Origin of the sequence: Streptomyces sp. NPDC002730 (assembly GCF_042888805.1) — a bacterium.
Lineage (GTDB): Bacteria > Actinomycetota > Actinomycetes > Streptomycetales > Streptomycetaceae > Streptomyces.
The window spans coordinates 346,231-372,303 of sequence record NZ_JBIAQG010000008.1; the positions used below are offsets into that span (position 1 = coordinate 346,231).

Consider the following 26,073-nt stretch of genomic DNA (forward strand, 5'->3'; position numbering starts at 1 on the left):
CTGCGGTGCCTCACCACCGGCGCCGCGGTCGCATACGGCTCAGACGAAGGCGCTTTCGCCGGTGATCGCCTTGCCGACGATGAGGGTGTTCATCTCGCGGGTCCCCTCGAAGGAGTAGATCGCCTCGGCGTCGGCGAAGAACCGCGCGACGTCGTAGTCCAGCACGATGCCGTTACCGCCGAAGATCTCCCTGCTCCACGACACGACCTCCCGCATCCGTGAGGTCACGAACGCCTTGGCGAGCGCGGAGTGCTCGTCGCGGAAGATACCGGCGTCCTGCAGACGGGCCAGCTGCACGAGCATGCCCCAGCAGGCTGTGACGTTGCCCAGGCTCTTGACCAGGAGATCCTGCACCATCTGGAACCGTGCGATCGGTCGGCCGAACTGCCGCCGCTCCTTGGCGTACTCCAGCGCCAGCTCGTAGGCGCCGATCATCACACCGAGAGCCTGCCACGCCACCCCGCTGCGGGTCGCGCTGAGGATCTCCGCCACGTCCCGGAAGGAGTTGATCCGCTGGAGGCGGTTGGCCTCCGGCACTTTGACCTCGGTCAGGGTGATCTCCGCGTTCTCCACGATCCGGAACGCGATCTTGTTCTCGATCTTGACGGGGGAGAACCCTGGGGTGCCCTTCTCCACGACGAATCCTTTGACCTTGCCGTCGTCCTCGTCGCGCGCCCAGACCACGACCAGGTCGGCGAAGGTCGCATTGCCGATCCACTTCTTGGCACCGTTCAGGACCCAGTTCTCGCCGTCCCACTTGGCGGTGGTGCGCATTCCGCCGGCCACATCGGAGCCGCCGAGCGGTTCGGTCATCGCGAAGGCTCCGATCTTGTCCAGTGCGGCCATCGCGGGCAGCCAACGGTCCTGCTGCTGCTGATCGCCGCCCCGGTAGATGCTGTACATCCCCAGACCGTTGTGCACGCCGAAGAAGGTCGCGGACGAGGCGTCGGTGCGGGTGTACTCCATCGAGAGCATGCCGATCAGGAGGTTGCTCCCGGCGGGCAGCGGGCTCCCGTACCCCTCGTAGGGCACGCCCGCGAGCCCCAGTCCGCGGAACTTGTCCACCAGTTGATGAGGGAACTCTCCCTTGGCCCAGTACTCGTTGACCAGGGGCTTGACCTCGGTACGCATGAAGGCCCTCGCCTTGAGGAGTAACTTGCGCTCTTCCGGCGGCAGCAGGTCCTCGTAGCGGTAGAAGTCGGCGCTGAGGGCGTCGTCGGAGCGTTCCTTCTCGGCGGGCTCGGCAAGCGGGGTGGTCATGACCTGTTCTCCTCAACGTTCCTGGATGTGTTGTCCAGGGCGGACAGCACGGCGAGCTGCTTGCGGTCGCGCTCCTGGGCGAGTTCGGCGTACGAGCGGGAGCCGTAGGAGTTCTCCACGGCTTGGATCAGCCTTTCCCTCTGCTCGGGTCCCTGCTCGGGGTGGCCCAGCACGTCCCACATCGTCTGCATCGACATGCCGATGTGCTCGGCCATGTGCCGGTAGCCGCCGGGGCCTCCCCCCAGATGGGCCCCGAGGAAGGGGCCCACCGTCGCCCACCGCAGCCCGAGCGAGTTCACCACCACGGTGTCCAGCTCGTCCGGCCCGATGACACCCTGCTCGACCAGGTAGATGGCCTCCCGGCTCAGCGCGTTCTGCAGGCGGTTGCCGACGAAGCCTGGAATCTCCTTGCGTTCCACCACCGGAACCCGGCCGACGAAACGGTAGAAGTCCACCGCCCGGGCCACCGAGTCCGCACCGGTGCGCTCGCCGGGCACCACTTCCACCAGCGGAACCAGGTGCGGCGGGTTGAACGGGTGACCGATCAGGATGCGCGCGGCGTCCTCGAGTTCCTCGGTGAACGCCGTGGCGCAGATGGCCGAAGACGAACTCAGCAGCAAAGCGTGGGCCGGAGCCTCGCGCACCAGGGTGGTGAACAGCTCGCGTTTGAAGGCGACGTTCTCCGGACCGTTCTCCTGCACGATGTCGGCGCCGCGTACGGCGTCAGCGACGTCGGATGCCAGGTGGACCCGGCCGGCCATGTCCCGCACGTCCAGCCCTTGCTGGGCCAGCTGCGGGGCCGACTCGGCCAGTGCTGTGTCGACGGCCTCGGCGAGGTCGGGACGCGGGTCGCTGACCCGTACGCTCAGGCCGTGGGCGGCGAACAGGGCGGTCCATGACAGCCCGATGGTTCCGGCGCCGACCACCGCCGCGGTGGTGAACGACTCAGTCATCAAAGGTCTTCTTTCTGCGTCGTCGGATCACTGCTCATCGGTTCAGCGCGCGAGGTAGTCGTGCACCGGCTTGACCGGAGCGAGCGTGAGGTCGGTGAGGATGTGACTCGCGGAGACGATCTCGCGCACCGGCAGGTCGGCCATCGGGGCGAGCACGTGCGCGAACAGCTGGAGTCGCGCCGGGCCGGTCCAGGCCCCCTTCACTACGACGTCGGTGATCTCGGTGCGTACCAGCTGCGCCACCTGCGGCGCGCCGTCGAAGCCGGGGACCATCTTGAGCATGTACGTCGGGACGGTGATCTGCGCCGTCGCCTCGTCCGGGTCCAGGTCGTGGTGCTTGTAGCCCATCGTCGCGGTCGCCACGCGCTGCGTGCCGAAGTCGAGAACGCCGACGAGGGCGCCGTGGTCCACATACAGGGCGGGCGATCCGACCGTCTTCGGGAACGCGCCGGCCTCCCGACCGGAGGCGGTGGCCGGGAAGTTGTCCAGGTACATGGCGTGCAGGTACTCGCCCCGCTCGCCTTCATACCGGACCTCGATGGCCTGACCGGACTCGGTGTAGGGCCCGTACCCGGTGACGTCGCCCATCCGCATGATCTCGAAGCGCACCAGCGGATCGTCGATCTCCAGTGGCTCGGGTACCACGGCGCGCAGCGCTTCGGCGTCGGTGCGGTAGACGATGTTGAGGTACTCGCGGTCGGTGAACCGTGGAACGACCGGCGGGTATGCCGGGTTCACCAGCGGGGTGGCGATGCGCCGGGATACGTCCTGCTGCTTCATGATCTTGTCCTTCCTGAAGCTAGTTGCCCTGCCAGACCGGGGTACGGTGCTCCGCGAACGCGGTCATGCCCTCCCGCACATCGGCGGAGGCCATGAGGCCGGTCAGCTCACGGGCCTGTGCGGCGAACGCGTCGGACTCGGGTGCGCCGTCGGCGGCACGGACGATCTTCTTGACGGCGGCGAGCGCTAGCGGGGCGTTCTCCGCGAGCTGCTCCGCCCACTGCAGCGCGGCTGCGGCGGCGTCGCCGGCGGGCACGACCCGGTTGACGATGCCGAGCCGTGCGGCCCTTTCCCCGGAAATCGGCTCGCCGCTCAGCAGCAGTTCCATGGCGAGGTGGTGCGGGACCCGTTTGGGCAGCCGGATCACACCGCCACCGGCCGCGATCAGACCCCGCTTGACCTCCGGCAGGCCGAACTTCGCGTCTGCCGCCGCGACGATGAGGTCGCAGCCAAGGGCCAGCTCGAAGCCGCCGCCCATCGCCCAGCCCTCCACGGCGGCGATCAACGGCTTGGTGGTCTCGGCCTGGGTCAGGCCGCCGAACCCGCGCCCCGGAACCTCCGGTGATTCCCCGGCCAGTGCGGCCTTGAGGTCCATTCCGGCGCTGAACACGCCCTGGGCGCCGGTCAGCACACCGATCCGCAGATCGGGCACGGCCTCCAACTCATCCAGCGCAGCGGCGAGTCCGGTGGCCACGGCCGCGTTGACCGCATTGCGCGCGGTGGGCCGGTCGATGGTGATGAGCAGGCACGCGCCGATGGTCTCGGTGCGCACCTGAGCGGTGGGATTCATGTGCGGCTCCTTTCTTTCAAGTCGGTGGGTGTCAGCGCCGCGTGGCGAGCTCACGGAAGACCTCGTCGGTGTGCTGGCCGGGAAGCGGGGCGAGGCGGCGGATCGAGCCGGGAGTGGCGGAGAAACGCACCGGGATGCCGACCGTGTGGATGGCGCCCTCGCTCGGGTGCTCGACGACATCGAGCAAATGGCCTTCCCTCACGTACGGGTCCTCACCCGCACGGTCCAGTTCCAGCACCGGTGCCATCGGGATGCTGTGCTTGGCGCAGATGCGCTCCCACTCCTCGCTGGTGAAGACGGGCGAGCACTCCTCGACGAGATCCATGAGCGCGTCGATATCGGCATCGGCGATCGCCTCGCCGTTCACCCGCGGGTCCTTGGCGAGGTCGGTACGGCCTGCGGAGGTGAAGAAGTCGCGGAAGTTCTGCGGACCGTAGGGGATCACACAGGCAAGGCCGTCCCTGGTGGGCACCGCCCGGTGGCCCTTGGCCATCGAGAGTGGGAACCCGGTGGAGCCCACCGGCGGCTCGAAGACATGGCCCGCGAGGTGCTCCACGAGGTTGAACGCGAGGACTGTGTCGGTCATTGGGATCTCGACGTGCTGGCCGGTACCCGCCTTGCTCTGGTGAAGCAGCGCGGCGAGCACCGAGTAGACGATGGTCAGTGCCGAAACCTTGTCGCCGAGAATCGTCGGCAGGTAGACCGGCCTGCCGATCGCCCGGTTCGCCACGTCCACCAGGCCGGAGGCAGCCTGCACCGTCTCGTCGTAGGCGGCGTTGCCGGCGCGCTCGGAGTCGCTGCGGAAACCCTGCGCGTGCGCGTAGACCAGGCGCGGGTTGCGTGCGGCGATCTCGGAGTATGCGAGACCGAGGCGGTCCAGCGCGCCGTGGCGCATGTTGGTGATCAGCACGTCCGCGGTGTCGATGAGCTTGAGCGCCTGCTCGCGACCGGCCTCGTCCTTCAGATTCAGCGACACGCTTCGCTTGTTGCGGTTGACGTTGAGGTTAAGCGGCGTCATCCCGCGGGTGTTGCGGTACTCACCCAGCCGTATGGTGTCCGACGGTGACTCGATCTTGATCACGTCCGCGCCGAGATCGCCCAGGATCTGCGCGGCGTAGGGCCCCATCACCACAGTCGACAGGTCGATCACCCGGACTCCGTCCAGGGGGCCGGTGGTCTTCTCGGCCGTGCTGTCCATCATTACTCCTGCTCTCGCGGCACTGCATTTTGACCGTTCGTCATCGACGTTAGCGTCGAAATGGAGAGCAGGGAATGATCATGTAAAGAACAATGGCATGACCGCAGCGGTCATGCCATTGTCGTTATGGTGGAAGGGTATTGACGGCTTGCTCAGATGGAAATCGCGTCGCCGAAAATCTGCCGGGCGCTGGTGATGAGGCCTTCGAGGTCTGCGCCCTCGGCTGCCCGGTCCTTACGGAACAACAGCCCGGTGACCAGGTCAGGTTGGAAGTCCTCGACTGGCATGACGACCACGTTGTCCAACCGGTAGAGGTGCATAGGGCTTTCCGGGGAAAGCATCGTCATCGAGAACGCGATGCCACTGGAGATCAATTCGGAAGTGCCAGAATAGTCGGCCATGTTGATTCGGATTCTCTTCTTGACTCCAGCGGAATGCAGTCGGGTGTCGATCTCCTCGAAGTATGCCGGCGTGGCGTCATAAGGTGTGGCCACATATGACAGATCCACCAGATCATCCAGTGTGACTGAATTCCGGCCGAGGAACCGGTCGGCCGGGACTGCGGCGCCAAGTTGTTCCCTCATGACCTCGATGATCTCGAGCGCGGGTTCGGCGACCGGCAGTCGCGCCAGAGCGAGCGCCAGCCTGCCCTCACGGACGGCGGTCACCAGGCTCGCTGTGGTGCCGGGCCAGCGCTTGACCTCGGACATCTCCCGGCAGGCATCCTCGAGCAGACGGACGCGGCTGCGCAGAATGGGGTGCACCCCGGGCGGCATACCCATGAACACCGTGCGGCGCTGGCGCCGGACGGCCTCGCGCAGCCGCCATGGTATCGAGTTGACTCGTTCGAGAACGTCGCGCGCCATCGGCAGCAATGCAGCGCCGGCGGGCGTCAGTTCAACCCGGTGCGTGGTGCGCTCGAACAGCACTTGGTCGAGCTCGCGCTCAAGATCTTTGATCCGCTGGCTCAGGGGAGAGGGTGCCATGTGCAGCTTGCGCGCCGCCTGTGAAAAGTTGAGCTCTTCGGCGACGGCCACGAAATAGCGCAGGTGCAGCATCTCCACGCGGTAACACTACCTGCGGCCCCGCCCGGACAACTCAGGCGGCTTCGCAACCACTTGTGGCCAGCCTCTCCCCGCATCGGCGTCCGCGTACCGAAGGACTTGCTCAGCGGTATTCACCGCCCGACGCGGCGCCGGCGGGCCTGCCCCTCCCGCGTGGAGAGCAGGGCGGCCGGCATCGGGGGGGGCACACGTCCGGGAAACGATAAGGCCGGTCTGCGGAACCGAACCCGACGGAGGTCGAGCTGCGGTCTGGCTGCACCTGGGACCTGCGTAGGCTCGGCCACCACGGCGGCGGCGACCTGGGGACACGCATCGGCTCGGCGGCTGACGTCCACGCTGCGAGCGAACTCTTCCGCGAGAGCTTCGATGCTGTGTAGGTCAACGTGGCGCTGCCGCGTCACGTGGCAGCGGTGCTCTCCGGGGTCGCCCGGGCGAGGGTGACGTTCGCCGTCGAATGACCTCGCTGCGAGACCGCTCATCACCGCTCGGTATGTATCGCGTGACCGACGATTCACCGGTCGTGTCGAACGGATGTGCTGAAGCGGCCTCGTGGCCACGGTCATCTCACGATCACGCCGCCCTGGCCGCGAAACCCGGCCCGGTAAAGTCGGATCGTCGGCAGATGACGGGAAAAGTACAGGTGAACCGCCCTTGGTCACGGGTGGGAGTGCGCCTGTAAACGAGCACATCTGGCCCACAAGGCGTATATGTGAAGCCATTGGAAGTGCAAACATGGTGCGGTAAGGCAAACCGTGTGGGTGCTCCGTTCCTTCCGGGCCGTGAGCACGGCCCGGCAGCAGGAGATGCACTGTGAAAGTCCTGCAACCCACGCTGGCGAAGGTGCCGTGGATGCTCGCGGCGCTGGCCCTCGTGGCTGGCGTCCTGCTGGACCTTTTCGCGCCCCAGCCGTACACGGGACTCCCGCTGCTGGCCGCCGCACCGCTCGTCGCGGGCGCCACGCTCTCCTTCCGCTCCGCCCTCGCCGTCGTGTGTGTCACGTGCGTGGTCTCGGTGGCGGTGGATATCGAACGCGGACGTCCGGCGACGCCATTGTTTGTCGATCTGGCCGTGGTCGGCTTGATCGGCGTGCTGGCTCTCGCGGTCAACCGGCTCATTGTGCGGCAAGGGCGCGATCTGGCGATGGCCAGGGATGTCGCGGAGGCAGTCCAGCGGGCGGTGCTCCCGGACCCGCCGAGGGAGGTCGGGCCGCTGGCCGTGGCTGCGGGGTATACGGCGGCGCAGGCCGAGGCGCGGATCGGCGGTGATCTCTTCGCGGTGCAGGAGACGCCGTTCGGGGTACGGATGATCATCGGAGATGTGCGGGGCAAAGGTATTGCGGCCGTCGCCGCCGTGTCGGTCGCGATCGGAGCGTTCCGTCAGGAGGCCGAGTACGCTCCCACCTTGGTCACGTTGGGACAGCGGATGGACGAGGCGCTGGCCAGGGCAGCGGCCCGGAGCGGCCCGGTGATCTCCACGGAGGGCTTCACCACCGCTGTGCTGGCCGAGGTCTCCGCCGACGGCGAGGTGCTGAGCCTGGTGAACCGCGGACATCCGCCCCCGTACCTGGTTCACGACGGACAGTTCGTACGGCTCGACCCGACCACCCCACAGCTGCCGCTCGGGGTGGGGCTGGGCGATATCACTCCTGTCGGCTCCGTGCCCGTCGATGTGGTGCGGCTGCCCCCGGGGGCCTCGCTGCTGCTGGTGACTGACGGTGTCACCGAGGCGCGGGACAAGCGGGGGACTTTCTATGATCCGGTCTCCTCAGGGCGCATGCGCAGGCGGTTCAGGGACCCCGATGCACTGGTGGATGCGCTCACCAAAGACGTCGGCCGCTGGACCGAGGGCGAACACGAGGACGACATGGCCATCCTGGTGGTTACCCGACGCCGCCCTCCCCGCGCCGCCTGATCAGGAAGCGAGCCCCCACGGCGCTGCCTCGCCCACGGCTCCGCTACGGGAACATGACTGCGAGGGGCGTGCTGCGGCAGGGGCGCGATGGTCAGCGGCTGGTCCGGTGGGCGGTGCGAGGATTCCCCCAGCAAGTGGCGCGGATGTACGCGGCGCGTTCAATCTGGCTGCCGAGCCGACCGTGGTCGCCACGGTGCTCGGTGAGCTCCTGGGCGCCAGGGTCGTACGCCTCAGTGGCCTGGCAGATGCGGCTGGTCCCGGCCTCACCGCATCAGGGCAGTGGCGAAGCTACCCCACTGCTCGCGGGCATCTGCTGGACATCGTCAGGGCCGAGCTTCAAAAAAGAGAGGTAGGTGCCACGCCCCGGGGGGTGGGCGTGGCACCTGCCTTCCTGTTGTTGAACGTGCTGCTGGACGGGACGGTCAGCTACCGCCGAGCACGTTCTGATGGTTCGTCATCAGTGTGTGGGCGTGGCGGAGTTCGGGCGAGGTGGAGGCGTCTTGGCTGGACATTCTCGGTGCGGGGTAAGCAATGGTCTTGGTCATATGGCCTTGAGGGTGCGTCTGATGACATGCACACGGCAACGAACCCGGAGCACCGGCTCCGTGTGGAGCACGACCAGCTCACTCTTCTGATCCACCTCAGCGACGAGGACGGTCACGGGTGGACGACCATCGCGGTCGATCACGGGACGCGCCAGTGGGCTGTCGCCCGCACACCTGCCAATCGGAGACGGGCCGCATCGCCTACGAGAGCGTGTACGGCACGGAGGCCGGATGAGACCGGGCTCGCCCAGCCTGCGTGTCAGCCTGCGCCGCCCGGGGTGACCAGGCCTGTCTCGTACGCCACCACCACGGCCTGCGCCCTGCTACCCAGGTCCAGCTTGGTCATGGTGCGGTTGAGGTGCGTCTTGACGGTCGCCTCGCTGATGAACAGCTCTCCGGCGATCTCCAGATTGGACAGGCCACGCGCGGTCAGCCTCGGCACCTCTACCTCCCGGGACGTCAACGCTCCCAGATCGGGCGGCGGTTCGTCCGTCGCTGGGAGAACCAGTCCCGCACATCGTCGTCGCTGTGCGCACGGTGCACGGTCGGCAGCGCAGCGGCGAAAGAACGCAGCCACACGTCGGCTATGTCGGCCGCGTCAGAGCCATCCGCACGCCGAAAGATAAGCTCAGCAGTGTTCCCGGCGCGCGCCTATCGGAGATCGGTGATCCTGACGCATCCGGATTCGTGATCGCTGTCCATCAACGATCATCATCCGAGCCGATTGCCTCCGCTGAGCCAGCTCGGACTGAGTTTTCGCGCGGCACCATGTCCAGGGGGGAGGGACGGAAACGTCCCCTGCCCAAGAGAGAGTGGTGCGCGATGAGATTGGTACTGCAGGAGTTCCTGTCGCTGGACGGCGTCTGCCAGGGCCCGGGGTCCCCGGACGAGGACACCAGTGACGGGTTCACCCAGGGCGGCTGGTTCGTGCCGCACATGGACGAGGAGCTCGAACGGCAGGCCGGCATCTGGCTCGGCACGGCGGACGCGTTCCTGTTCGGCCGCCGTACCTACATGAACTTCGCGCGGGACTGGCCGAAGATGACCGAACATCCGTTCGCCAGCGTCTTGAACGGCCTGCCGAAGTACGTCGCCTCCCACAGCCTGGCCAAGGCCGAGTGGGACCCGACCACGATCCTGTCCGGCGACATCCCCGCCCAGGTCGCCGAACTGAAGCGGCAGCCCGGCCGCGAGCTGCAGATCCACGGCAGCGCCCGGCTGACCCAGTCCCTGCTGGCCGCCGGCCTGATCGACGAACTGCGCCTCGTGATCGCCCCGGTGGTCGTGGGCAGGGGGCGCCGCCTGTTCCCGGACGGCGGTGCCCCAGCTGGCCTGCGGCTCCTGAGCAATGAGACGACATCGGGCGGACTGGCGATTCACGTATACGAATCGACAGGACTTCCGGAGTACGGGACGTACGGGGTCGACGCGTAGGCACTCCGGGCCGAACTGATCCCGACGGCCTGCAGCGATCGCCGGTCGTGCCCTGACCACCTCGCCCGGCGATCACGTCTCGTTCTCACGACCGATGATGTCCGGTGCTCAACGCCGTCGAGGGCCGGGAGCGTGGCAGCCATGGAGACGACGTCGCCCATCGGGCCAGGCGGCCGGTTCGTTCAGCCGGTGGCGGCATCTTGCCCGGCTGCGGTCCGGGACCTGGTGCCGGCGAGCCCGTAGGATCCGGTGCCGGTCTCTAGGCCGATGGCGAGCCCACCGCAGTTCCCCAGGAGCCTGCCCCTGCGGCGCAGGCCTCCGTCGAAACCGCCCAGGACCCTGCCCAAGGCGAACCTCTATTCCTCCCCTCTGAGCCGATCCTTGAGGAACGGCTCATCGGCGGATCCAACAGGCTGGAACTGTCCCAGCCGGACTCGTTCCTTCGTTTCCGCCCCCTCTTCGGCCACTCCGGCGCGGACAACGCGGTGCGGCTGTGGGACCCCGCCACCCGACAGCGCACCCAGCTGAAAAGGCGTGATGGTGGGTTGCCCTCGGGATGCTCGGTCGGCGCGATGTGACCGTCACGGTTCGCGCGACCCCTGGGCGGCGGCTGCCGGGCTCGCCGGGGTCCTCCATGCGGTGTGGAGGCAGGGGGTCAGCAGCTGCTCGGCGCCGGCCCTTCGGCGGCTGGCCCGACACGAAAGAGGACCAGGCCCAGGGCGACGACACCGACCGGCACGAGTAGTCGCTGGTGGGCGTTCCTGGGGACGTGGCCCAACGGGCATCAATGGGTGCCCGGCCGCGGCCTGACGCGGCGTGAGGCACGGCGGTCACTCCGGAGGCAGGTAGGCCGCCGAAGTGACCGCAGCGCACGAAATTGTTGGCGTCAGCGGGCGAGCCGCTCCACGATCCAGTCGGCCAGCGTCTCGGTGACCTGGCTGTGCTCGGTGTTCTTGGTGTCGCACTTGAACTCGTCGAGCATGCTCTTCTCGGCGGGCAGCGACTCGATGTCCTCGTAAGGGTTCACGTTCCATGTGACCGGGTCGAAGTCCAGCGCTACCGCGCTCACCGCCGGGACGAAGCAGCCGCTGCGGTATTCCTGCGGGATCTCGGCCTTGAGCGCGTCGGCGGTCATGCCGAAGGAGGCGAGGCTGCCGCCGGGCGCGCCGTCGAGGGCGGGTACGTGGGAGGTGTTGCCGCGGCGCACCTGGCCCAGTGCCTTCATTTCGCCGATCGGCTGGTGCTCGCCGCCGTTGGGCTGGAAGCGGGCCGTTGCAGCGGCGACCAGCGGCAGCCGCCAGTCGAACACCGTCTTGCCGGGCGGCAGGTCGCGGCCGGTGCCGGTTCCGGTGCCGTTGGCCACACCTAGCTTGCGGGGCCGCATCGGGAACTGGCCGTACTGCTCCAGCTCCGCCAGGAACTGCTTGCGCAGTTCGCTGGTGGTGGCGACCGGGCCGGAGTATTTGGCATTTTCGACCCAGGCCCACAGCAGCTGCTGGGCTGCGGGGCTCCTGATCAGGTCGGCCTGCTTGGGCGCGTCGGGGTTGCCGGTGGGGAAGGACTCGAAGAAGTAGGCCATCTGCTGGAGCACCAGCGGGATCCACGCCCCGTTGTGGGGGGTGTCCCAGGAGATGTAGGTCTCCGTCTGGTGGTCCATGCTGTGGTGTTCCATCTCGGCGAGGGCATAGCGGGTGATCATGCCGCCCATGCTCACTCCGCCCACGATCAGCGGGTTGTTGCCCTGCCGCTCCTCGATGGCCTGCTGGATGGCGCTGATCACCACACCGGCGTTCGCCTGGATGTAGGTGTGACGCTGATCGAAGCCCACCAGGACGACGTCGATGCCTGCGGCGAGCAGCTGGTCGAGGAAGCCGGGCTTGCCCTTCTTGTAGGGCGCGTTGAAGTGCTCCCACAGGCCCGGCAGATCACTGGGGCCGTAGTTGAAGCCGTCCGCGAAGATGAACGGCCGCTCCAGGCTGTTGTGCCCGTCGGCCAAGTAGACCGCCGCCGTGCCGGTCGCCACCTCGCGGCGGTACGGCCGGGCGGACCGCAGCTCCCAGATCCTTGGCTTCCGGTCCTCGGCGCGTGCCGTCCGCGCCGGGCTCGCGAACCATACGCCTGGCTCCAGCGCCCCGGCGAGCGTCGCCGACGCCTCGGCCGGGGGCTTTCCTTCATCCTGCTTCGCCGTCAACTCGACGTCGATCCTGGCTTCCTGCGCCATGACTACCGCCTCTGCTTGGGTGCTTCTCATGGACGTGCCAATGGACGTGCACAGCGGTTGCACCGCGCCCACATGCGATTGGGCAGGGCAGTGCATTGGAGTTGCCGCCAACCGCGGCACGTACTCAGGGCTCCATCCCCGTATGGTGACTGAGTGTAACAGTTTTGTAACTCAGCGTGCCATCAGGCGGGTGTGTCGTCGGGAGTCCCCGGGCGGACACCGGTTCGGTCTCGCCCGGGACTGCCGACTCCGAACGCCGGCGTCATCGCCACCGCCCACGGCACCGTCGCCGGAGTCGGCGTCACGGGCGCTGAGTGCTCCGCTGTTCTGGAACCTGTGGACGGCAGCCGTGTCGCCGTGTGCTGGCCGTCGCCGGACACCGACGACCCCGCTATGCCGGTACGAGGCGAGCAGGTCCTGGTGGTCGGCCTGATCTGGCCCCGCACCGACGACCGGTTGTGCTCACCGCGTGAGCCCGCCCCTACGCACGGGATCGCGACAGCCGAGCCCGCCGGCTGGGTGTGAACCTGCGGAGCCTGCAGAGCTTCCCCAACCTGCACGGCCTGGCCCCCACATCCATCCCACCACCGGGATGCGGGGGAGGGGGTACCGCTTGTGGGTGCCCCGTCCTGCGCGCGTAGACGGCGCGGCAACCAACCCCTAAAAGATCTTTACGAGGGGCGTAAGTTTCCCTATCGCCACTCCCTCGGAAACGACAGCGACCCGGCACTCTGACGCGTACGGGGCCACCGCTTGGGCCGGGCCGCCTGCCGGCCTCAGTCCTGGCGCCAGACGTCGTCGATGGCCTCTTGGACATCCTCGGTGCGGGTGACCTTGAAGACGGACGCCATCAGGTTCTCTTTGCCGTAGATGGAGTGCAGGCCGCAGGCGAGGAGGTTGAGGTACTCGACGCCGATGAAGGGCTCGTCCTGGTCGGTGTTGAGGTGCTCGGCCCCGGAGTCGCCGGGGTTGACGCCGACCGCCCGCAGGAGCTGCGCGGGGTTGCCGGTGACGTACTGGTCGTCCCAGCCGTCAGCGGAGAGGTGGGACTGCCCAGGGACATGGGCGAGGTACTTGCCGTAGTTCTCAGCCGAATGCATCTCACAGACGGCGGTGATGCGGGCCTCGGGGTGAGCCTTGACCTGGGCATCAAGCACGGCGTCGAGGTTGGTGGAGAGGATGCCGTCCTCACCGAAGGCCGGGTCGCTGATCTGGACGATGTTGCCCCAGCATCCGACGGTGACGTAGTCGAGGTCAACCATGTGCCGGGGGTGGCCCATGTCCCGACGGAGCGTGGGCTCGAGTTCTTCGGCGACGGTGGCGACGGTGGAGAGTTCGGCGACGACAGCGCGGGCGCGGACCGGGTCGTGGGCCGGCGCGTGGCGGATGGTGTGCTGGTCGTAGGGGGCGCGGTAGGGCGGGTGGACGCGGGTGATCTGGAGGGTGGCCTGCCGCCAGGCGATAGGGGGGTTCGGGCTCATGGGGGGGGGAGCCTAGGCCGGGACACCGTCAGGCAACGATCGGCGTGTCGATCCCCAAAGTCCTTGGTTCATCGAGGAGTTGCAGCCCTTGGGTTGGGTTTGGCGGTGTCATGTCACGGGGACTCACACCGCCCCGTACCTGTCCCATGGCCGCCACGAGCAGGGACAAAGGGTTTGAAAGCGATACGTTTACGCGTCAGGGCGCGTCTGGCTTCCGCTGCGGATGTCGTCGCGGCAGTGGGCCTTGTCCTCACCGGGGTTCCCGGCCTGACCGGCGAGGCGGGCGCGGCTCCCAGGCCGCCGAAGCCGCTGGACCCGGGCATGCCGTGCAAGGACTATTACGACCTTGCCGACGACATCCAGGCCATCGCCGAACTCCCGGAGTTCGACGCCTCCCGGGCCAAGTCCCAGTGGGACACGTACGAGTACGAGAATCCGGGTAAGAAGTGGGACGGCCTCGGCCCGCCCAGCCAGGCCGACATCGACCGGCTGGAGAACCTGGAGAAGCAGCCGCCGAAGTCCAAGCCGATCGACCGCGTCTACTGGACGTGGCTCCAGGCACGCAAGTCCAACGCGAACGCGTGGGGTGACTGGTCCCACTGGCGCGATATCCGTCTGATCCGCAACGCCGGCAACGACCCGCGCGGCAAGGCGTTCGAGAAGAAGGTCATCAAGGACCACGGGCTGACCGGCCCGGAGTGGATCTGCCAGAAGGAGGTGGAATTCAAGGCCGGACACCGGCATAACCCACCGCAGGTAGCTCGACGCCTACAACACCAAGACCGGGCAGATCCTGGAGATCAAGACCAACGGGAAGCCCGAGCGCACGCAGATCCCCAAGGACAGCGCGTGGTCCAAGGCCAAGAACTGGCGCCATACGTCCATGAAGTACATCTACGCCGAGAAGCAGGAAAAATCGGCGATCGACCTGAAGGAAGAGCTGCGTAAGAACGCGGGCGCCAACCGGGTCACGGAGTACAACTACCGCTCCGACAAGGTCGAGAAGGCCCCGAGCGGCGGCGTGCGTGCGAAGTCGACCAACATGCAGCTCCCCGGCAGGCCCGCCACCACGGGCGGCGGCGCGAACGACCTGATCCGCGAGTCCCGCCCCAATCCCAAGAGCATGGGCGAGTTCCTGAACCGGAAGAACGCCGACGCCCCCAACCGGCTCTCCCCGCGGGGTCCGGGCGGCGTGGACTTCACCACCCTCGAACTTCGCTACGTCGGCAAGCCCGTCAAGGGCAAGGGCCTGGACTACGGCTTCTCCGCCAAGGAAGACCCCGAGGAGAAGTCCGGCTGGGGCGGCAAGGAGAAGGCGCAGCTCATCTCGGACGCCTTCCTGACGTGGCTGGCGCTGACTCCGGACAAGTTCTGGGTGAACCTCAACCCGGACGAGCCCAACAGGGTCATGGACGCCCAGTTCGGGAAGACGGACGCCGGCCGGGTCCTCCTCGAAGCCGATCTCCAGATGAAGCACGACTTCTTCAAGACGGTGGACCCCAAGACCGATCTCGGCAAGCGGTTCTGGGCGTCCCTGCCCAAGGTGAACGGCCGCCCGTGCTTCACCGGGATCCGCAACTGGATCGAGCCGGAGACCGCGACGGTACTCGAGCAGGACGGCGGCATCTACATCCTTGACGCCCCCCTGAAGCTGAAGTCCACCCCACAGGACTTCGCCACCGACCCCGGCGGGGGAGCGGATCTGCAACCCGACCGAGGTCGAAAGGGATGAGGCACAGCGGGTCATCGACCGGATGATCGTCCCCGAGGTCGAGAAGACCATCAACACCGCCCCGCAGTACGCGGATCTGCGTCGCGTGTACACCGCCCGCGTGGCTGCCGACTGGATCCGCCTCCAGGACGCGAAGACGCCCACCGACTACCGCAAGATCATCAACAGCAACGACAGCAGCCCAAGCGCAACATCACCAAGACCCGGTTCACCGTCGAGCACCGTCACCTTCCCCGCCAGAGCCAGAGCCAGACCCAGACCCAGACCTCGGTGAAGACCCTCACCGACAACGCCAAGGACAACGACAGCAACCTGCTGCTCCTGGGCGGCAACACCGCCTCCACCGACACCGGCGGAGGCGGTGACGCGCCGGGACCGGACCCGACGCCGACCAAGCAGGGCGAGCCGACCGACAAGCCGACCACCCCCGAGCCTGACCCGTCCACGCCGCCGGCCACGGGCGGCAACACCGGCGGCCAGAACGACCCGGATCCGGACGGCGATCTCGCCGACACTGGCTCCGACACCCCCATCGGCCTGATCGCGGGCATCGCCGCGCTCGCGGCCCTGGGCGGCGGACTGATCTGGTGGAAGCGCCGCCAGACGGCCGCACAGGAATAGCCTGACCGATCCCGCAAAATGCTCCGGCCCCGCACCCGATGGTGCGGAGTGCTGCCGCCCGAAACCACCTGAGCCCGGAAGGGCCGCGGCGCGCCGCCTTCGGTGAAGGGTGCTCTCCGCCGATCTCTACCCGTAGCGATCTGGCCATGAGCGACATAGTGGGTAGATGTCAGATCGCCGCGGTAGGGCGGATTGCCGCGCCTCGTGAGACGACGCGCCGAACCCTCATGCTGTATTGGTCCCTTGGTGCCCGGGCGGATCAGCGTCTGCGGCTCCGGCCGGACCAGCCGCTCCCAATTCCCGCGACGTGCAGGGCCAGCAGTGTCAGCCCGATCAGCATGACGTTGCTGGAAGTGAAGACGTCGTTGGTCGAGATGTCCGCGGCGTTGATGAGGAACGCGATGAAAAACAGCACGGCTGCTGCGATGCCAAGCATGAGATTCTCCCCTCGATCAGGTGAGGACCTTGTGCCCTGCACCGCGCGGTTGAGACATGCCGACGGCCGGAGAATTCGACCCATCGGGAGTTGGGCCTCGGCTGCACCAGCGGCTACATCAGGGATGGGAGAGTTCGGCGGCGCCGCACTTCGTGCACACCCTCGTGCCTGGCTGCCTGACCACGGTCAGCGCTTGGTCGAGGTCGAGGATGTCGCCGTCGTCCGCGTCTTCGCAGTCATGGACGTGCACCACGTTCCATCCAGGCCGGCCACGCTCACGCGGGAGCCGCTCGATTCTCCACGCTCCCGCGCCCTCCACGGCCTCCACGACGGGGGTGGCAGCGGGCACCGGCTCCAGCCGCTGCGTCGGCGCGTCGACGGCCGGCGCCAACCCCTGTGCCGGAACGGCGTCGTAGACGATGCCTTCCAGCAGGCGGACATAGTCGGCCGGCACCCAGACCATGTACTGGGCGGGCTCCACCCATTCGTCCGCCGTCGCCTGCCACGTCGGCAGGCTGACCTGGTACATCCACGCCCGCTGCGTCTGCAGCCGTGCGTGGAGGAGGCCGTTGAGCTCCTGGCCGTCGGGGAGAACCACCAGAACCGGCGGAAGCGGGGTTGTATTCATCTCACCACCACAAGACGTCGCCTCGGTCGGCGAGCCGGAGGTCCCTGCTCCGACCCGTGCTTCCCCGTCTGCTCCGGGTTCAGACCCTCAACCCCTTCGCCACGGTGGCGTTCACGACAGCTCGATGCCCGAGGAGGGCCCCGCCCCCACCGTCTCGCCGCGACGAGGCTGTTCAACGACCAATTCGGCGGACGCGTCCAGAAGCAGCCGCGGACGGCTTCCCAGTCTGTCGTCCGCGCCTCCTCCAGGCCACCTGAGGCGGAAGGAGTCGCTTGCTTATCGATCAACCCGCGCTCTGATTAAGGTCATTCTCCTCAGGATCAGGGGCGGCGGGCGAAGCGCGCGCCAGGAACGATCCAAAGTGGTGTGGTAGGCGACTCAACTGACCAGAAGTGGTCAGTTCGAGCGTTTTGCTGATTTGTCGACAACATTGCGAGATGCTAATGGAGAGCTAATTTTTTGTGATGAACCCTTTCTTCAGCTAGAGGATCACCGAGTTCGCTAACTCCGGCCGAGCAGGTGGTGGTTGCTGCGCTAAGCTCACGCCACATGAATTCGTTATATGCCGCCCTGTGGGGGCTTGGTGGCAGTGCAGCGGCTGAAGCACTGCAGATCTACCTTGCGATGAGGGTTCCAGGTGACTCGCGCGGATTCCGCGCTCCTTGGTCAAACCGGAGACAGCGCAAGTATTTCATCGGAGCTTTTGCTCTGAGGCTCTTTCTTGGCGTTCTGCCACCGGCAGCGATCACTGCCTCGTCCGGTGTCTTCACGCCCCTGAACGCGATGGTGACGGGAATGACGGCGCCATTGCTTATCGCCCGGTTGGCGCAGACCCAGGCCTCCGCTCCTAATGAGGCGAGCGAGTCTAAGGAGGGTGTACGGAAATCGACTGAGCCGGTACGCGGGAGTCAAGGCGGGGCGGGCACACCCGCCCTGAACGGGCGTACGGACGGTCCGAGACAGGTCCCTGGCGCTCGACGGGCAATGCCCACTCCGCCGGCCGTCACGATTCCTTCGATACCTATCCCGCCCATGGAACAGCACCGCCCTGTACCGGACAGTGCTCCGGCCGGTGAGGCACTCGTGGGTGTCGGGGAACCCTCGGCGGCCGTCGCCGAGCCAGGTGAGACAGCCGAGGAAGGTGCAGAGGAGAATCTGCCGACATCCAACGGCGCGGGTGAACGCCTGAGAGGTGAACCCGAGGCGCACGACCAAGACCTTCCCGCCGATCCGGCCAACCGCTCCTGAAGATCGTGAGGAGATCCATGTTCTACAAGAATTTCCGTGAACGATTTGTCGATGCCCTCGCGCTCTATCAAAATCCCTGTAGCGATCAGTTCTCTGCGGATGCCACCTTCGTCGAGTATCTGGCACTCACCCCCAACCGGACGGGAGCCCGTGCCACTCAACGGCGCAAACGCTCCTACCGGCCACGGCTGCACCAGCCGACGCCTGCATTCGTGCTGCCGCTCGTCATAATCTTCACCGCGGCAGCTGCGTTCACAGCTGGATGGACACTGCGCATCCCTGCGGACGTACATCGGGAATCTCCGCTCGAGCCGGTCACCGCAGAGGCCAACATTAAGCGGACCTACGACGTAGGATCCAGCCCTGTACTGGGCATCGCATACAGCCCAAACGGTCACTGGCTGGCGGCTACTACCTCTGACGGCGCGGTCGTTGTTAAGGACGCCGAGCGCGGAGTCGAGTTGAACAAGCGCTTCACACCTGAAGCTACTGGAGCGGCGACCGGCGTCGTGTTCGCACCCGACGGAAATTCCTTGGCCGTCAGCACGAGTAGCGGCTCAGTCCTGCTGTGGGACGTGCACGGCAAGAGCCATCCCGCCACGCTCTCGCCGCCAGTCGGAAGGAAGAGCGCCGTGACCGGAACCACCTACCGTCACGACGGGAAGGTCCTCGCCGTTGCCAATTCCCAAGGCATCGTGAAACTGTGGGACGTCTCCCGCCCCCAGGAACCCGTCGTCCTGGCAGCACCGGGCCGTCTCCACTCGGTAACCGGCATCGACTTCAATCCGCAAGGCACCACCCTGGCCGTGGGGAGCATCGACGGGACCGTCCAGTTATGGGACGTGATAGATCCCAAACGTCCCGAGGTTCTTTCAACGTCCGATCGCGGAAAATCTGTCACAACGGTGGTCTACAACCCGGACGGATCCGCGTTGGCTGTTGGCAGCAGTGACGGGACGACTCAGCTGTGGAACGTCGAGCGACCCAATGCCCCGCGGGTGGTATTCACCCCAAGCCAGCGCATAATCCCTGCCGACGTCGGATCCATCACGGGGCTGGCCTTCAAAGACAGCCGACACCTAGCAGCCAGTACAGCGGGCGGGTACGTGCAACTGTGGGACACCGTATACCCCAAACGTCCAAGGGTGTTGCAACCTCGAACACAGACGCAAGCCTTCACCAGCCTGTCCTACAGCAGAGGACGTGACACCCTCGCCATCGGCGTCACCAACGGCACGGTCCAGGTCTGGGAGACCGATACCCCCTGACGGTGTGCTGCCACTGCGGACCATCCCGGCGAAGCGATCCGCGCGTCGACGGTCGCCCAGCTCACGCACACCGCAGTGCCGGCCAACCACGTCCTGGAGGTGTTCGAAGACCTGGAGGTCTTCCTCGACGACCGACCGGACTCACTCCAGGTCTGGTGCGACACGCCACCTTGCCATCCTCGCGCCGGGCGTCCGCGTGGAGTTGAACGCGTGGATCACGGTCCTGCGGCACGGCACACCACGTCGACGCCCCCGGGCCCGATCGACGATGATCACCAACCTCAGTGCAATCCTGCCGTTCCTGACCGAGTACGCGACGAAGCACACAACTCTGAGACAGGTCGCCCGCGTTGGCGTCATCGACTGGCTCGCAGACCGCCCCTTTCGGACGCGGGACGCCAGTGCCTCGCGGAGCCTATTCCGCACGCTCAAGTTGAGACCACGGTGGCATGATCACCGCCATGGTGAACACCAGCTTGCAAGCCGTCGACGGCGTCGAGGCACACGTCCGGGCGTTCTTTGCCGGTCACACGGTCGAAGCGATCAACCACGACCTGGGTCCCGGCCGACGTGAAGCCGTGCCGGACCTACGGATCCTGGTCGTTGGACCGGGGCCGCGCGCTGGATGCTGGGCCTATGTGACGGCCGGCTGCTGGCCCGTGACCCAGAAGGCTGGGCACGGTCTCGAATTCGTGATGACCGCTCAGGTCCGCGACCAGCAATTCATCGACTGGACAGCCATGGTCGCCCACTACCACCGCGGGCACCAGCTAGATCTTGAGCACAGCATGCCGCTTGGGGAACCTTGGGTACCGAACTCCACTTGCGATCACCTACTGGTCAGCCTGCCCTACCTGCACGGTCCCGACCTTGAGCACTGCCCGCTGCCCGCTGCCCGATGGCCATGCCCGCTTGTTGTGGACCCTTCCTGTGACCTCCGCCGAGATCGCGTTCCGCCGTCAAAACGGCCACGAAGCACTTGAGCGACTCTTCGACGAGGCCGAGATCGACCCCACTGACCCCTTCCGGGCCTCAGTCGTCTAGAGCGCCCGCAGCGCGTTGCCGAGGTCAGGGCCGTAGTTGCCCCAGCACTGGATGTCCCCGGCATCGGAGACAAGGTCGCCGAGATACCAGTCGCCGTCGTCGTCCTGCACCGCGCAGAGCCCCTTCAGATTGATCGCGTAGGCGGCTTGGAGGTGCTCGCCGTGCAGGGTCACTTTGCCGAGGGTAGTGAGCAGCTGGGCCTGTGGGCAGCCGGTGACGTGCAGGATGTCGGCCAGGGTCCAGGGCTCGGGCAGGCGCTCGTCGCGGGGCTCGGTGGCGGGGAGCGGTTCCGCCACGGCGTGGCCGATGCGCGGCCGGATCCATTCACCGTCGCGTTCTATGCCGAGCACTCCGCCGAGGAAAGCCATCTCGAATGTGCCGGTGGGCGTCTCCCAGCGGAACGGGACGCGGGAGACGTGCGAGGGGAAGTCGCCCTCGTCGGTTGTTCCCGGGCCGAACAACTGCTTGGGGGACGGTCCGTCGTCGGTGTATCGGTGGGCGAAGAAAGCGGTGATCCAGCCCGTGACCCGATCGCCGCCGGACGCCGACTCCCACTTGTAGAGCGAACGCCAAAACTCCTGGTCGATACCCCACCCCGAGGCCGTCGCGCTGATCGCGTCCAGCACCGGGTGCAGTGCTGCGAACCACGGCCGTAGGCCTTCGAACCACCCTTCCAGCTCCCGCACCCGGGCCGCCAGCAGGCGCCAGTCCCGGTCCGTGCCCTCCAGCCGGATCCGGGGAATGCCGCAGAGCGAGATCCATCGGAAGCGGTAGTACGGGCTGACCACGTCCATCAGCGCAACCAGCGCGGCTGTGGCGTCGGTGGGGGTGGTGGTCGAGAAGGCGGGCTGGAACAGGTCGGCCACCTCTTCGCCGATACGGGCGCGCAGGGGCTGTTGGACCAGGTTGATCGAGCGCTCCCAGTCCAGCGGGGCCAGGTCGTCGCGGACGGCGATGGTCTGCCGGTGCCCGGGCGTTTCGGTGAAGAGTCCCGCGTATATGCCGGAGTTCAGGCGGACGTGGACGGCTACCTCGTGCACGACGGCGTACCAGAGCAGGTCGGGTGAGAGGCTCAATGGCAGGTGGGCCGTGAAGCACAGGTGGATGGCGCGCAGCAGGAGGCTGGAGGTGGGCTCGGTGATCTCCGGAGCGTCGGTGGACCAGCCGACGAGGCGGTCGGTGCTGCGGTGGTGGACGCGCGCCTGGTCGCGGAGTACCGCCCGCAGGAAGCGCTCGTTGCCGAGTTCGGTGAGCTCGGAAGCGAGCCGAGCGGCGTCGGCGTCTTCGCCGAGCGGCAGGACTACCTCGAAATCCATCCGTATCCCCCAGAAACAGTGATCGGCTCCGATCCTAGGAGACCGATGAGATCTTGGGTTCTGTCCCACTGCTCGGACGACGAGCCCAGCACCCAAGAGGCAAGCCGCGTCTGTCAGCTTTCCTCACTCCCCACCACAAGATCAATTGTGAGACACGGCGAAGCGCAGACGAGATCACGTCCGTCAGCTCACGGAACCCGTCCCTGTCTTGCAGCAGAGCGGAGCGAGCCTTGTGGGTTCGCTCTACTGACCCTTCAGTTTTCCTGAACCCGCGGAGGTTCGGATTCACTCCGTTCTACTGCGAGCGGGGCCTGCGCGGCGCCCACGAGAAGGGTGGAGTCGAAGGTCAGGTCGGCTACTTCCGCCGCAACTACCTCACTCCGGTGCCACAGGTGGACAGCCTGGACGAACTCAACGGCCGGTTAGCCGAGTTCGAGTCGAAGGAGAACGAGCGGCGGATCGGGCCGAGGATGCGGACCATCGCGCAGGAATTCGCCCGCGAGGCCGGCCATCTGCTGCCCCTGCCGGACGATCCGTTCGCCACCGGGATCAGCCTCACTCCACGCGTCGACCAACGAGGCATTCACCGGCTGGAGCAGGACCTTCACCGATCCGCGGCTCTGCGCAGCGATCGTGGACCGGCTCACCTTCAACGCCTCCATCATCGAGACCGGCACTGAGTCATATCGCCTGGCTCGCTCCAAAGCCCAGAAGAACACAGCCGCAGGGTGACACGCTCTGGTCAGTCTTCCAGGCGAAGCTCCGCCTGGTTCAAGCGGAGGCTGAGCCGGCCTCCCAGCTCGCGAAACCCCAGCGCCCGTGCGACGTTACGGGAGGCCATCGGGCGGGCACGCCATTGCGGGAGCAGACCGTCGGCGAGTGCCTGCGCCACCGCCGCAGAAGCGACCTGCCGCGCCAACCCGCGGCCTCTTTCCCCTGGTGCGGTGAGCACGCACAGATGGGCGGTTGCCGCGGGCCAGGCTTGAAACCCCGCCGCGGCCACCACGTCCGCGCCTTTGCGCACCACGAACGCAGTGGAGGCGATCTCGTCCATCCCGCTCTCACCGGCGTCCTCTGGCGGCACCGACTTCACCAACGTCATCAGATCCTGATGTCCGGGGGCAAGCCGTTCAACGGAACGGTCAGCCGGCACCGGGCGGAAGCCGTCACGTGACACGTATCCCAAGACCGCCGGACCCAGCACCTCATTCACGGGCAATACGGCCCGAACCGCTTCTGGAGACGTGAGTGAGCTGGTCGGCATCCTGACCAGGGTCCGATGCAGAACCTTCGCAGCTCTGTCGGTCGGTGCCGTGATGATCGCCGAGTTACCCAGCACCACAATCCCGGCCCACGACGGCGGAGCCATCTGCGAGGCGGGCGACGTGACCACGTTCAAGCCCCCCGCCGGGGGAAACGACACCGGCACAGCAGCCAGCGTTTCCCATACGCCTTGGGCCTGCTTCAGCAACGGATCAACAGCCATCAGCCGATCCTGCCACCCCGAGATCACAGACGCCGAGGGATTCCGCTGGCCGCCACAGTGACAAGACGCCTCAGGTGGTCCCAACGCAAGCCATTCCCCGGGGCCACTTCAGGACGTCCGCAAGCCTCGAAGTCCCCACCAACTGGGGCCGCTCGAAGCCAACATGCTGGGGCCGCTGAACAACGTCACAGCCAGTTCCGGTCCGTGATCAGGTGAGTCTTCGATCCAAACTTGCTGCGGTCGGTCGGATTCGGTCCTGTCAGTGGCCCCCTGTTGCGGCCCGGAGGTTGACGGAGTCGATCGCGCACCGCGACCAGTCCCGCTCACCGCGGGCACCGAGTTCGTCGAGGATGACGCGGTGGAACCGGGCCCAGACACGCTGCCGGCTCCACCGGGCAAAGTGCCGGTAGACCGTCTGCCAGCTCGGGCCGAACACCGGCGGGAGCTGCCGCCACGTGCAGCCCGAGGTGGCCACGAGGATGATCGCGGCCAGGGCCTCGCGGTCACCCGCCCGCCGCCGGCCTCCGCCTTGGGGACGCTTCACCTCCGTGGGCGGCACTCCCCCCCCCGGAACAGCACCCACAACTCGTCCGGCACCAACCGCTCAACCAGATCAGCCATGAACTGGTCAACGGCCGCCAGCCCCAATAGAAACGACGCCCAAGTCACCGGTGTACCCGGCGTTCTCCCTCTCGAGGGAGACTTTCGGCCTCAGGAAACCCGTTTGATCGTCCAGGTGTTGGGGTCGTGGCTGGGCACTGCTGAGTACTGGCAGGCGCCGCTGTAGAAGCGGTTCACCTGCACCCAGCCCGCCGGGGGCAGTGTGGAGGAGCAGGCGTTCACGGTGGAACCGATGGGCATGCCGGAGACCTGCTGGATTTTCTTCATATTGGGGTTGAACGTGATGCCGCACGCCCAGCTGTTCCACCACTGCACATCGACCCAGCCGGACGGCGTCAAGGAGCTCGAGCACATGGTCGCGGTGTCGCCGGGGGAGGCCGAGGCCGATGACCCGGGGAGCGCGACGCATGCGGCAGCGGTCAGCAGGGCCAGCGAGGCCGAACGGAGACGGACCATGGTGGGACCTCCAGATTCATCGTTCTCTCTGCGTGAACTCCACAATTCATACCGTTCCTCCATACATGAACGTAGTCAGTTATCGGACTGAGCTCATCGTGACCGAATAATGAGTGCCGCCCACGATTTCTGGCTCCGCCTCCTCCCGCGCCAGGTGTGCAGCCTCACGAGGTATGCGTGGTCTGCGAGATGGGCATTCCTCCTGGGCTGCAGGGATGCAGTGGGACTGTTGATGGTCGCCGACGTCCTCGACATCGCCGTCGGCGTGCTGGCGGTCCTCGTCGTGCGCAGCCTCACCGGGATGCGGATGCGGATGCGGATGCGGATGCGGAGGGCGGCTTGGACTGGGCCCGGCCATGACAGCCCGGCCGAGGCTTCCGGACAGCCCGCGTGAGGTGCTCGGCGCACCGTGACCGGCGAACGCCCGCTTGTTGCTTCCCGGTGGTGGATGTGACGCAGCGTTCCGCTCACGCCGTCAGGTCGTGGCAGACCGGCGCGAGCGCGCCGTGTACTCACCGGCGTCTGAGTACGGGAGCGGTGCTGCCCGGCGCCATCCGCCTGCTGGGATGGGCCCATGACGTCGACCTCCTCTCCCGCCACGCACTCCCCGGACCCCGCGCCGCTCCGCCGACGCCGCACAGGGGCACTGATCGTGGGCGGTGCGGCGACGGTGCTGCTCGTCGCGGCACTCGCTCAGGGCTGCGCGTGGGTGGCGGGCGGCCGGGTGATGTCGGAAGCGGCGTTCCGCGAGCACCTGAGGCTCACGCAGGAGGCGGGTGAGGACGCGGTGCGGCGGCTGGGGATGGACCCCGCGTCGCTGGTGGACCAGCAGGAGATGGCCAACGCCTCCTGCAAGGACGACCTCGGCCTCGACTCCGAGGGCGTCATCCGTGACCAGCCGTCCGTCACTTGGGCGCCCGACTTCGCGAGCCGCGCCGCATACGAGGCAGCGGTCGACACGCTCCGCGAGGAATGGTCCGCGCAGGGCCTGACGGTGGAGGACGTCCCCGCCCCCGGACGGGGCAAGCCGGGAGCCGGCCTGCCGGGGGTGCGGGCGAAGGATGACCACGGCATCGAGTTGTCGCTGCGTCCCGACTGGTACTCGGGGAAGCCGACGCTGGTCGCCGACGGGGGATGCGTACGGCACCGGGGGTACCTGGTCGGGTGGGAGTAGGACGTCGTTTCTTTTGGGGTTGGCGGCCGTTGAACCGTTCATGGCTGATCTGGTTGAGCGGCTGTTGCCGGACGAGTTGTGGGTGCTGTTCCGTCGGGTGGTGCCGCCCACGGAGGTGAAGCCGCAGCACTCACCGGCTACCGTCGACTCATCAAATGAAACGACGCCTTGCTGTGGTGAGGGGACGTGCGCGGAGGCAATCGGCTGCCGAGGTACACAAGTCAAGGGGCAGCCGTTGTGTCTGGCGCACCTCGCACCCGCCGGCCGACAAGACCTCACCAGCTCGGGCACGTACTGTGGACGGTCGCGTAATTCCCCTGCCTGAAGATCACGGAATGCGAAACAGCACCCGCCCCACCGAGGGCGCTGAATCTGCTGTCGGTTGGGCCCCGAACGGCATAGGGAG

The 26,073-nt window shown here is 67.0% G+C and carries 25 protein-coding genes and 4 pseudogenes; 14 read left to right on the plus strand and 15 right to left on the minus strand.

Annotated features, from left to right (window positions below; genetic code table 11):
* Positions 1 to 39: 39 nt before the first annotated feature.
* The 6 genes from ACFYXH_RS22275 to ACFYXH_RS22300 form a co-directional block, all read right to left on the minus strand.
* Entirely contained in the window at positions 40 to 1,260 is a 1,221-nt protein-coding gene (locus tag ACFYXH_RS22275; RefSeq protein WP_389565570.1) for an acyl-CoA dehydrogenase family protein, read from the minus strand.
* On the minus strand, positions 1,257 to 2,213 hold the full coding sequence (locus tag ACFYXH_RS22280) for a 3-hydroxyacyl-CoA dehydrogenase NAD-binding domain-containing protein (RefSeq protein ID WP_389565573.1): 957 nt from the start codon (positions 2,211 to 2,213) through the stop codon (positions 1,257 to 1,259). Before ACFYXH_RS22280 ends, ACFYXH_RS22275 begins: the two co-directional genes overlap by 4 nt.
* Before the next feature lie 42 nt (positions 2,214 to 2,255).
* Positions 2,256 to 2,993, minus strand: coding sequence for an acetoacetate decarboxylase (locus tag ACFYXH_RS22285; protein WP_389565576.1), 738 nt, complete (start codon positions 2,991 to 2,993; stop codon positions 2,256 to 2,258).
* 19 nt (positions 2,994 to 3,012) lie between these two features.
* Complete coding sequence (locus ACFYXH_RS22290) at positions 3,013 to 3,783, minus strand: crotonase/enoyl-CoA hydratase family protein (protein ID WP_389565578.1); 771 nt, start codon at positions 3,781 to 3,783, stop codon at positions 3,013 to 3,015.
* Positions 3,784 to 3,814: 31 nt separating this feature from the next.
* On the minus strand, positions 3,815 to 4,981 hold the full coding sequence (locus ACFYXH_RS22295) for a CaiB/BaiF CoA transferase family protein (protein WP_389565581.1): 1,167 nt from the start codon (positions 4,979 to 4,981) through the stop codon (positions 3,815 to 3,817).
* Positions 4,982 to 5,133: 152 nt separating this feature from the next.
* Positions 5,134 to 6,039, minus strand: a complete 906-nt coding sequence (locus tag ACFYXH_RS22300) for a LysR family transcriptional regulator (RefSeq protein ID WP_389565813.1) — start codon at positions 6,037 to 6,039, stop codon at positions 5,134 to 5,136.
* An 837-nt stretch (positions 6,040 to 6,876) separates the two neighbouring features.
* Between ACFYXH_RS22300 and ACFYXH_RS22305 the strand changes: the two genes are divergently transcribed.
* Both ACFYXH_RS22305 and ACFYXH_RS22310 read left to right on the plus strand, forming a co-directional pair.
* Entirely contained in the window at positions 6,877 to 7,956 is a 1,080-nt protein-coding gene (locus tag ACFYXH_RS22305; protein WP_389565816.1) for a PP2C family protein-serine/threonine phosphatase, read from the plus strand.
* 139 nt (positions 7,957 to 8,095) lie between these two features.
* Positions 8,096 to 8,228: pseudogene (locus ACFYXH_RS22310) on the plus strand (NAD-dependent epimerase); the annotation flags it as partial.
* A 532-nt stretch (positions 8,229 to 8,760) separates the two neighbouring features.
* Here the strand turns inward: ACFYXH_RS22310 and ACFYXH_RS22315 are convergent.
* Positions 8,761 to 8,988 (minus strand): annotated as a pseudogene (locus ACFYXH_RS22315) (response regulator transcription factor); the annotation flags it as partial.
* Positions 8,989 to 9,323: 335 nt separating this feature from the next.
* Between ACFYXH_RS22315 and ACFYXH_RS22320 the strand changes: the two are divergent.
* Positions 9,324 to 9,935, plus strand: a complete 612-nt coding sequence (locus tag ACFYXH_RS22320) for a dihydrofolate reductase family protein (RefSeq protein WP_389565584.1) — start codon at positions 9,324 to 9,326, stop codon at positions 9,933 to 9,935.
* A gap of 886 nt (positions 9,936 to 10,821) precedes the next feature.
* Here ACFYXH_RS22320 and ACFYXH_RS22325 read toward each other — a convergent pair.
* A complete protein-coding gene (locus ACFYXH_RS22325) occupies positions 10,822 to 12,156 on the minus strand; it encodes an esterase/lipase family protein (RefSeq protein ID WP_389565587.1) in 1,335 nt (444 codons plus the stop codon).
* Between the two features lie 336 nt (positions 12,157 to 12,492).
* Here ACFYXH_RS22325 and ACFYXH_RS22330 point away from each other — a divergent pair, with 336 nt between their 5' ends.
* Positions 12,493 to 12,681: a hypothetical protein gene (locus ACFYXH_RS22330; RefSeq protein ID WP_389565589.1), complete on the plus strand. Its 189-nt coding sequence runs from the start codon at positions 12,493 to 12,495 to the stop codon at positions 12,679 to 12,681.
* A 251-nt stretch (positions 12,682 to 12,932) separates the two neighbouring features.
* On the opposite strand, the gene ACFYXH_RS22335 is transcribed toward ACFYXH_RS22330, so the two are convergent.
* Entirely contained in the window at positions 12,933 to 13,637 is a 705-nt protein-coding gene (locus ACFYXH_RS22335; protein ID WP_389565592.1) for a DUF6333 family protein, read from the minus strand.
* A 237-nt stretch (positions 13,638 to 13,874) separates the two neighbouring features.
* Between ACFYXH_RS22335 and ACFYXH_RS22340 the strand changes: the two genes are divergently transcribed.
* Genes ACFYXH_RS22340 through ACFYXH_RS22355 form a run of 4 tightly spaced genes read left to right on the plus strand, consistent with a single transcriptional unit; the run spans position 13,875 to position 15,990 of the window.
* On the plus strand, positions 13,875 to 14,585 hold the full coding sequence (locus ACFYXH_RS22340; RefSeq protein WP_389565595.1) for a hypothetical protein: 711 nt from the start codon (positions 13,875 to 13,877) through the stop codon (positions 14,583 to 14,585).
* The gene (locus tag ACFYXH_RS22345) at positions 14,521 to 15,369 is read left to right on the plus strand and encodes a hypothetical protein (protein ID WP_389565598.1); all 849 of its coding nucleotides are present in this window, start codon (positions 14,521 to 14,523) and stop codon (positions 15,367 to 15,369) included. Before ACFYXH_RS22340 ends, ACFYXH_RS22345 begins: the two co-directional genes overlap by 65 nt.
* A 22-nt stretch (positions 15,370 to 15,391) precedes the next feature.
* The gene (locus ACFYXH_RS22350; protein WP_389565600.1) at positions 15,392 to 15,643 is read left to right on the plus strand and encodes a hypothetical protein; all 252 of its coding nucleotides are present in this window, start codon (positions 15,392 to 15,394) and stop codon (positions 15,641 to 15,643) included.
* A complete protein-coding gene (locus tag ACFYXH_RS22355; RefSeq protein ID WP_389565603.1) occupies positions 15,640 to 15,990 on the plus strand; it encodes an LPXTG cell wall anchor domain-containing protein in 351 nt (116 codons plus the stop codon). The genes ACFYXH_RS22350 and ACFYXH_RS22355 overlap by 4 nt, the downstream gene beginning before the upstream one ends.
* Positions 15,991 to 16,249: 259 nt before the next feature.
* On the opposite strand, the gene ACFYXH_RS22360 is transcribed toward ACFYXH_RS22355, so the two are convergent.
* Positions 16,250 to 16,426, minus strand: coding sequence for a hypothetical protein (locus ACFYXH_RS22360; protein WP_389565606.1), 177 nt, complete (start codon positions 16,424 to 16,426; stop codon positions 16,250 to 16,252).
* Positions 16,427 to 16,544: 118 nt separating this feature from the next.
* Positions 16,545 to 17,054 (minus strand): DUF6233 domain-containing protein, encoded by a 510-nt coding sequence (locus ACFYXH_RS22365; RefSeq protein ID WP_389565609.1) that lies wholly within the window; start codon positions 17,052 to 17,054, stop codon positions 16,545 to 16,547.
* A gap of 1,265 nt (positions 17,055 to 18,319) precedes the next feature.
* Here ACFYXH_RS22365 and ACFYXH_RS22370 point away from each other — a divergent pair.
* The 3 genes from ACFYXH_RS22370 (at position 18,320) to ACFYXH_RS22380 (ending at position 20,614) form a co-directional block, all read left to right on the plus strand.
* On the plus strand, positions 18,320 to 19,570 hold the full coding sequence (locus ACFYXH_RS22370; protein ID WP_389565612.1) for a WD40 repeat domain-containing protein: 1,251 nt from the start codon (positions 18,320 to 18,322) through the stop codon (positions 19,568 to 19,570).
* 449 nt (positions 19,571 to 20,019) lie between these two features.
* A complete protein-coding gene (locus ACFYXH_RS22375; RefSeq protein ID WP_389565835.1) occupies positions 20,020 to 20,553 on the plus strand; it encodes a suppressor of fused domain protein in 534 nt (177 codons plus the stop codon).
* Entirely contained in the window at positions 20,501 to 20,614 is a 114-nt protein-coding gene (locus tag ACFYXH_RS22380; protein WP_389565819.1) for a hypothetical protein, read from the plus strand. Before ACFYXH_RS22375 ends, ACFYXH_RS22380 begins: the two co-directional genes overlap by 53 nt.
* On the opposite strand, the gene ACFYXH_RS22385 is transcribed toward ACFYXH_RS22380, so the two are convergent.
* Positions 20,611 to 21,930, minus strand: coding sequence for a DUF4419 domain-containing protein (locus ACFYXH_RS22385; RefSeq protein WP_389565614.1), 1,320 nt, complete (start codon positions 21,928 to 21,930; stop codon positions 20,611 to 20,613). The genes ACFYXH_RS22380 and ACFYXH_RS22385 overlap by 4 nt on opposite strands.
* 555 nt (positions 21,931 to 22,485) lie before the next feature.
* Between ACFYXH_RS22385 and ACFYXH_RS22390 the strand changes: the two are divergent.
* A pseudogene (locus ACFYXH_RS22390) lies at positions 22,486 to 22,662 on the plus strand (ATP-binding protein); the annotation flags it as partial.
* A gap of 10 nt (positions 22,663 to 22,672) precedes the next feature.
* Here ACFYXH_RS22390 and ACFYXH_RS22395 read toward each other — a convergent pair.
* From ACFYXH_RS22395 to ACFYXH_RS22405, 3 genes and pseudogenes are all read right to left on the minus strand, one after another.
* Entirely contained in the window at positions 22,673 to 23,416 is a 744-nt protein-coding gene (locus ACFYXH_RS22395; protein WP_389565616.1) for a GNAT family N-acetyltransferase, read from the minus strand.
* 188 nt (positions 23,417 to 23,604) lie between these two features.
* Positions 23,605 to 24,037, minus strand: a pseudogene (locus tag ACFYXH_RS22400) (transposase); the annotation flags it as partial.
* 90 nt (positions 24,038 to 24,127) lie between these two features.
* Entirely contained in the window at positions 24,128 to 24,493 is a 366-nt protein-coding gene (locus tag ACFYXH_RS22405; RefSeq protein ID WP_389565619.1) for a hypothetical protein, read from the minus strand.
* Between the two features lie 220 nt (positions 24,494 to 24,713).
* Between ACFYXH_RS22405 and ACFYXH_RS22410 the strand changes: the two genes are divergently transcribed.
* Both ACFYXH_RS22410 and ACFYXH_RS22415 read left to right on the plus strand, forming a co-directional pair.
* Positions 24,714 to 24,887 (plus strand): hypothetical protein, encoded by a 174-nt coding sequence (locus tag ACFYXH_RS22410; protein WP_389565621.1) that lies wholly within the window; start codon positions 24,714 to 24,716, stop codon positions 24,885 to 24,887.
* 180 nt (positions 24,888 to 25,067) lie between these two features.
* Positions 25,068 to 25,667, plus strand: a complete 600-nt coding sequence (locus ACFYXH_RS22415) for a hypothetical protein (protein WP_389565623.1) — start codon at positions 25,068 to 25,070, stop codon at positions 25,665 to 25,667.
* The last annotated feature ends 406 nt before the right edge of the window (positions 25,668 to 26,073 follow it).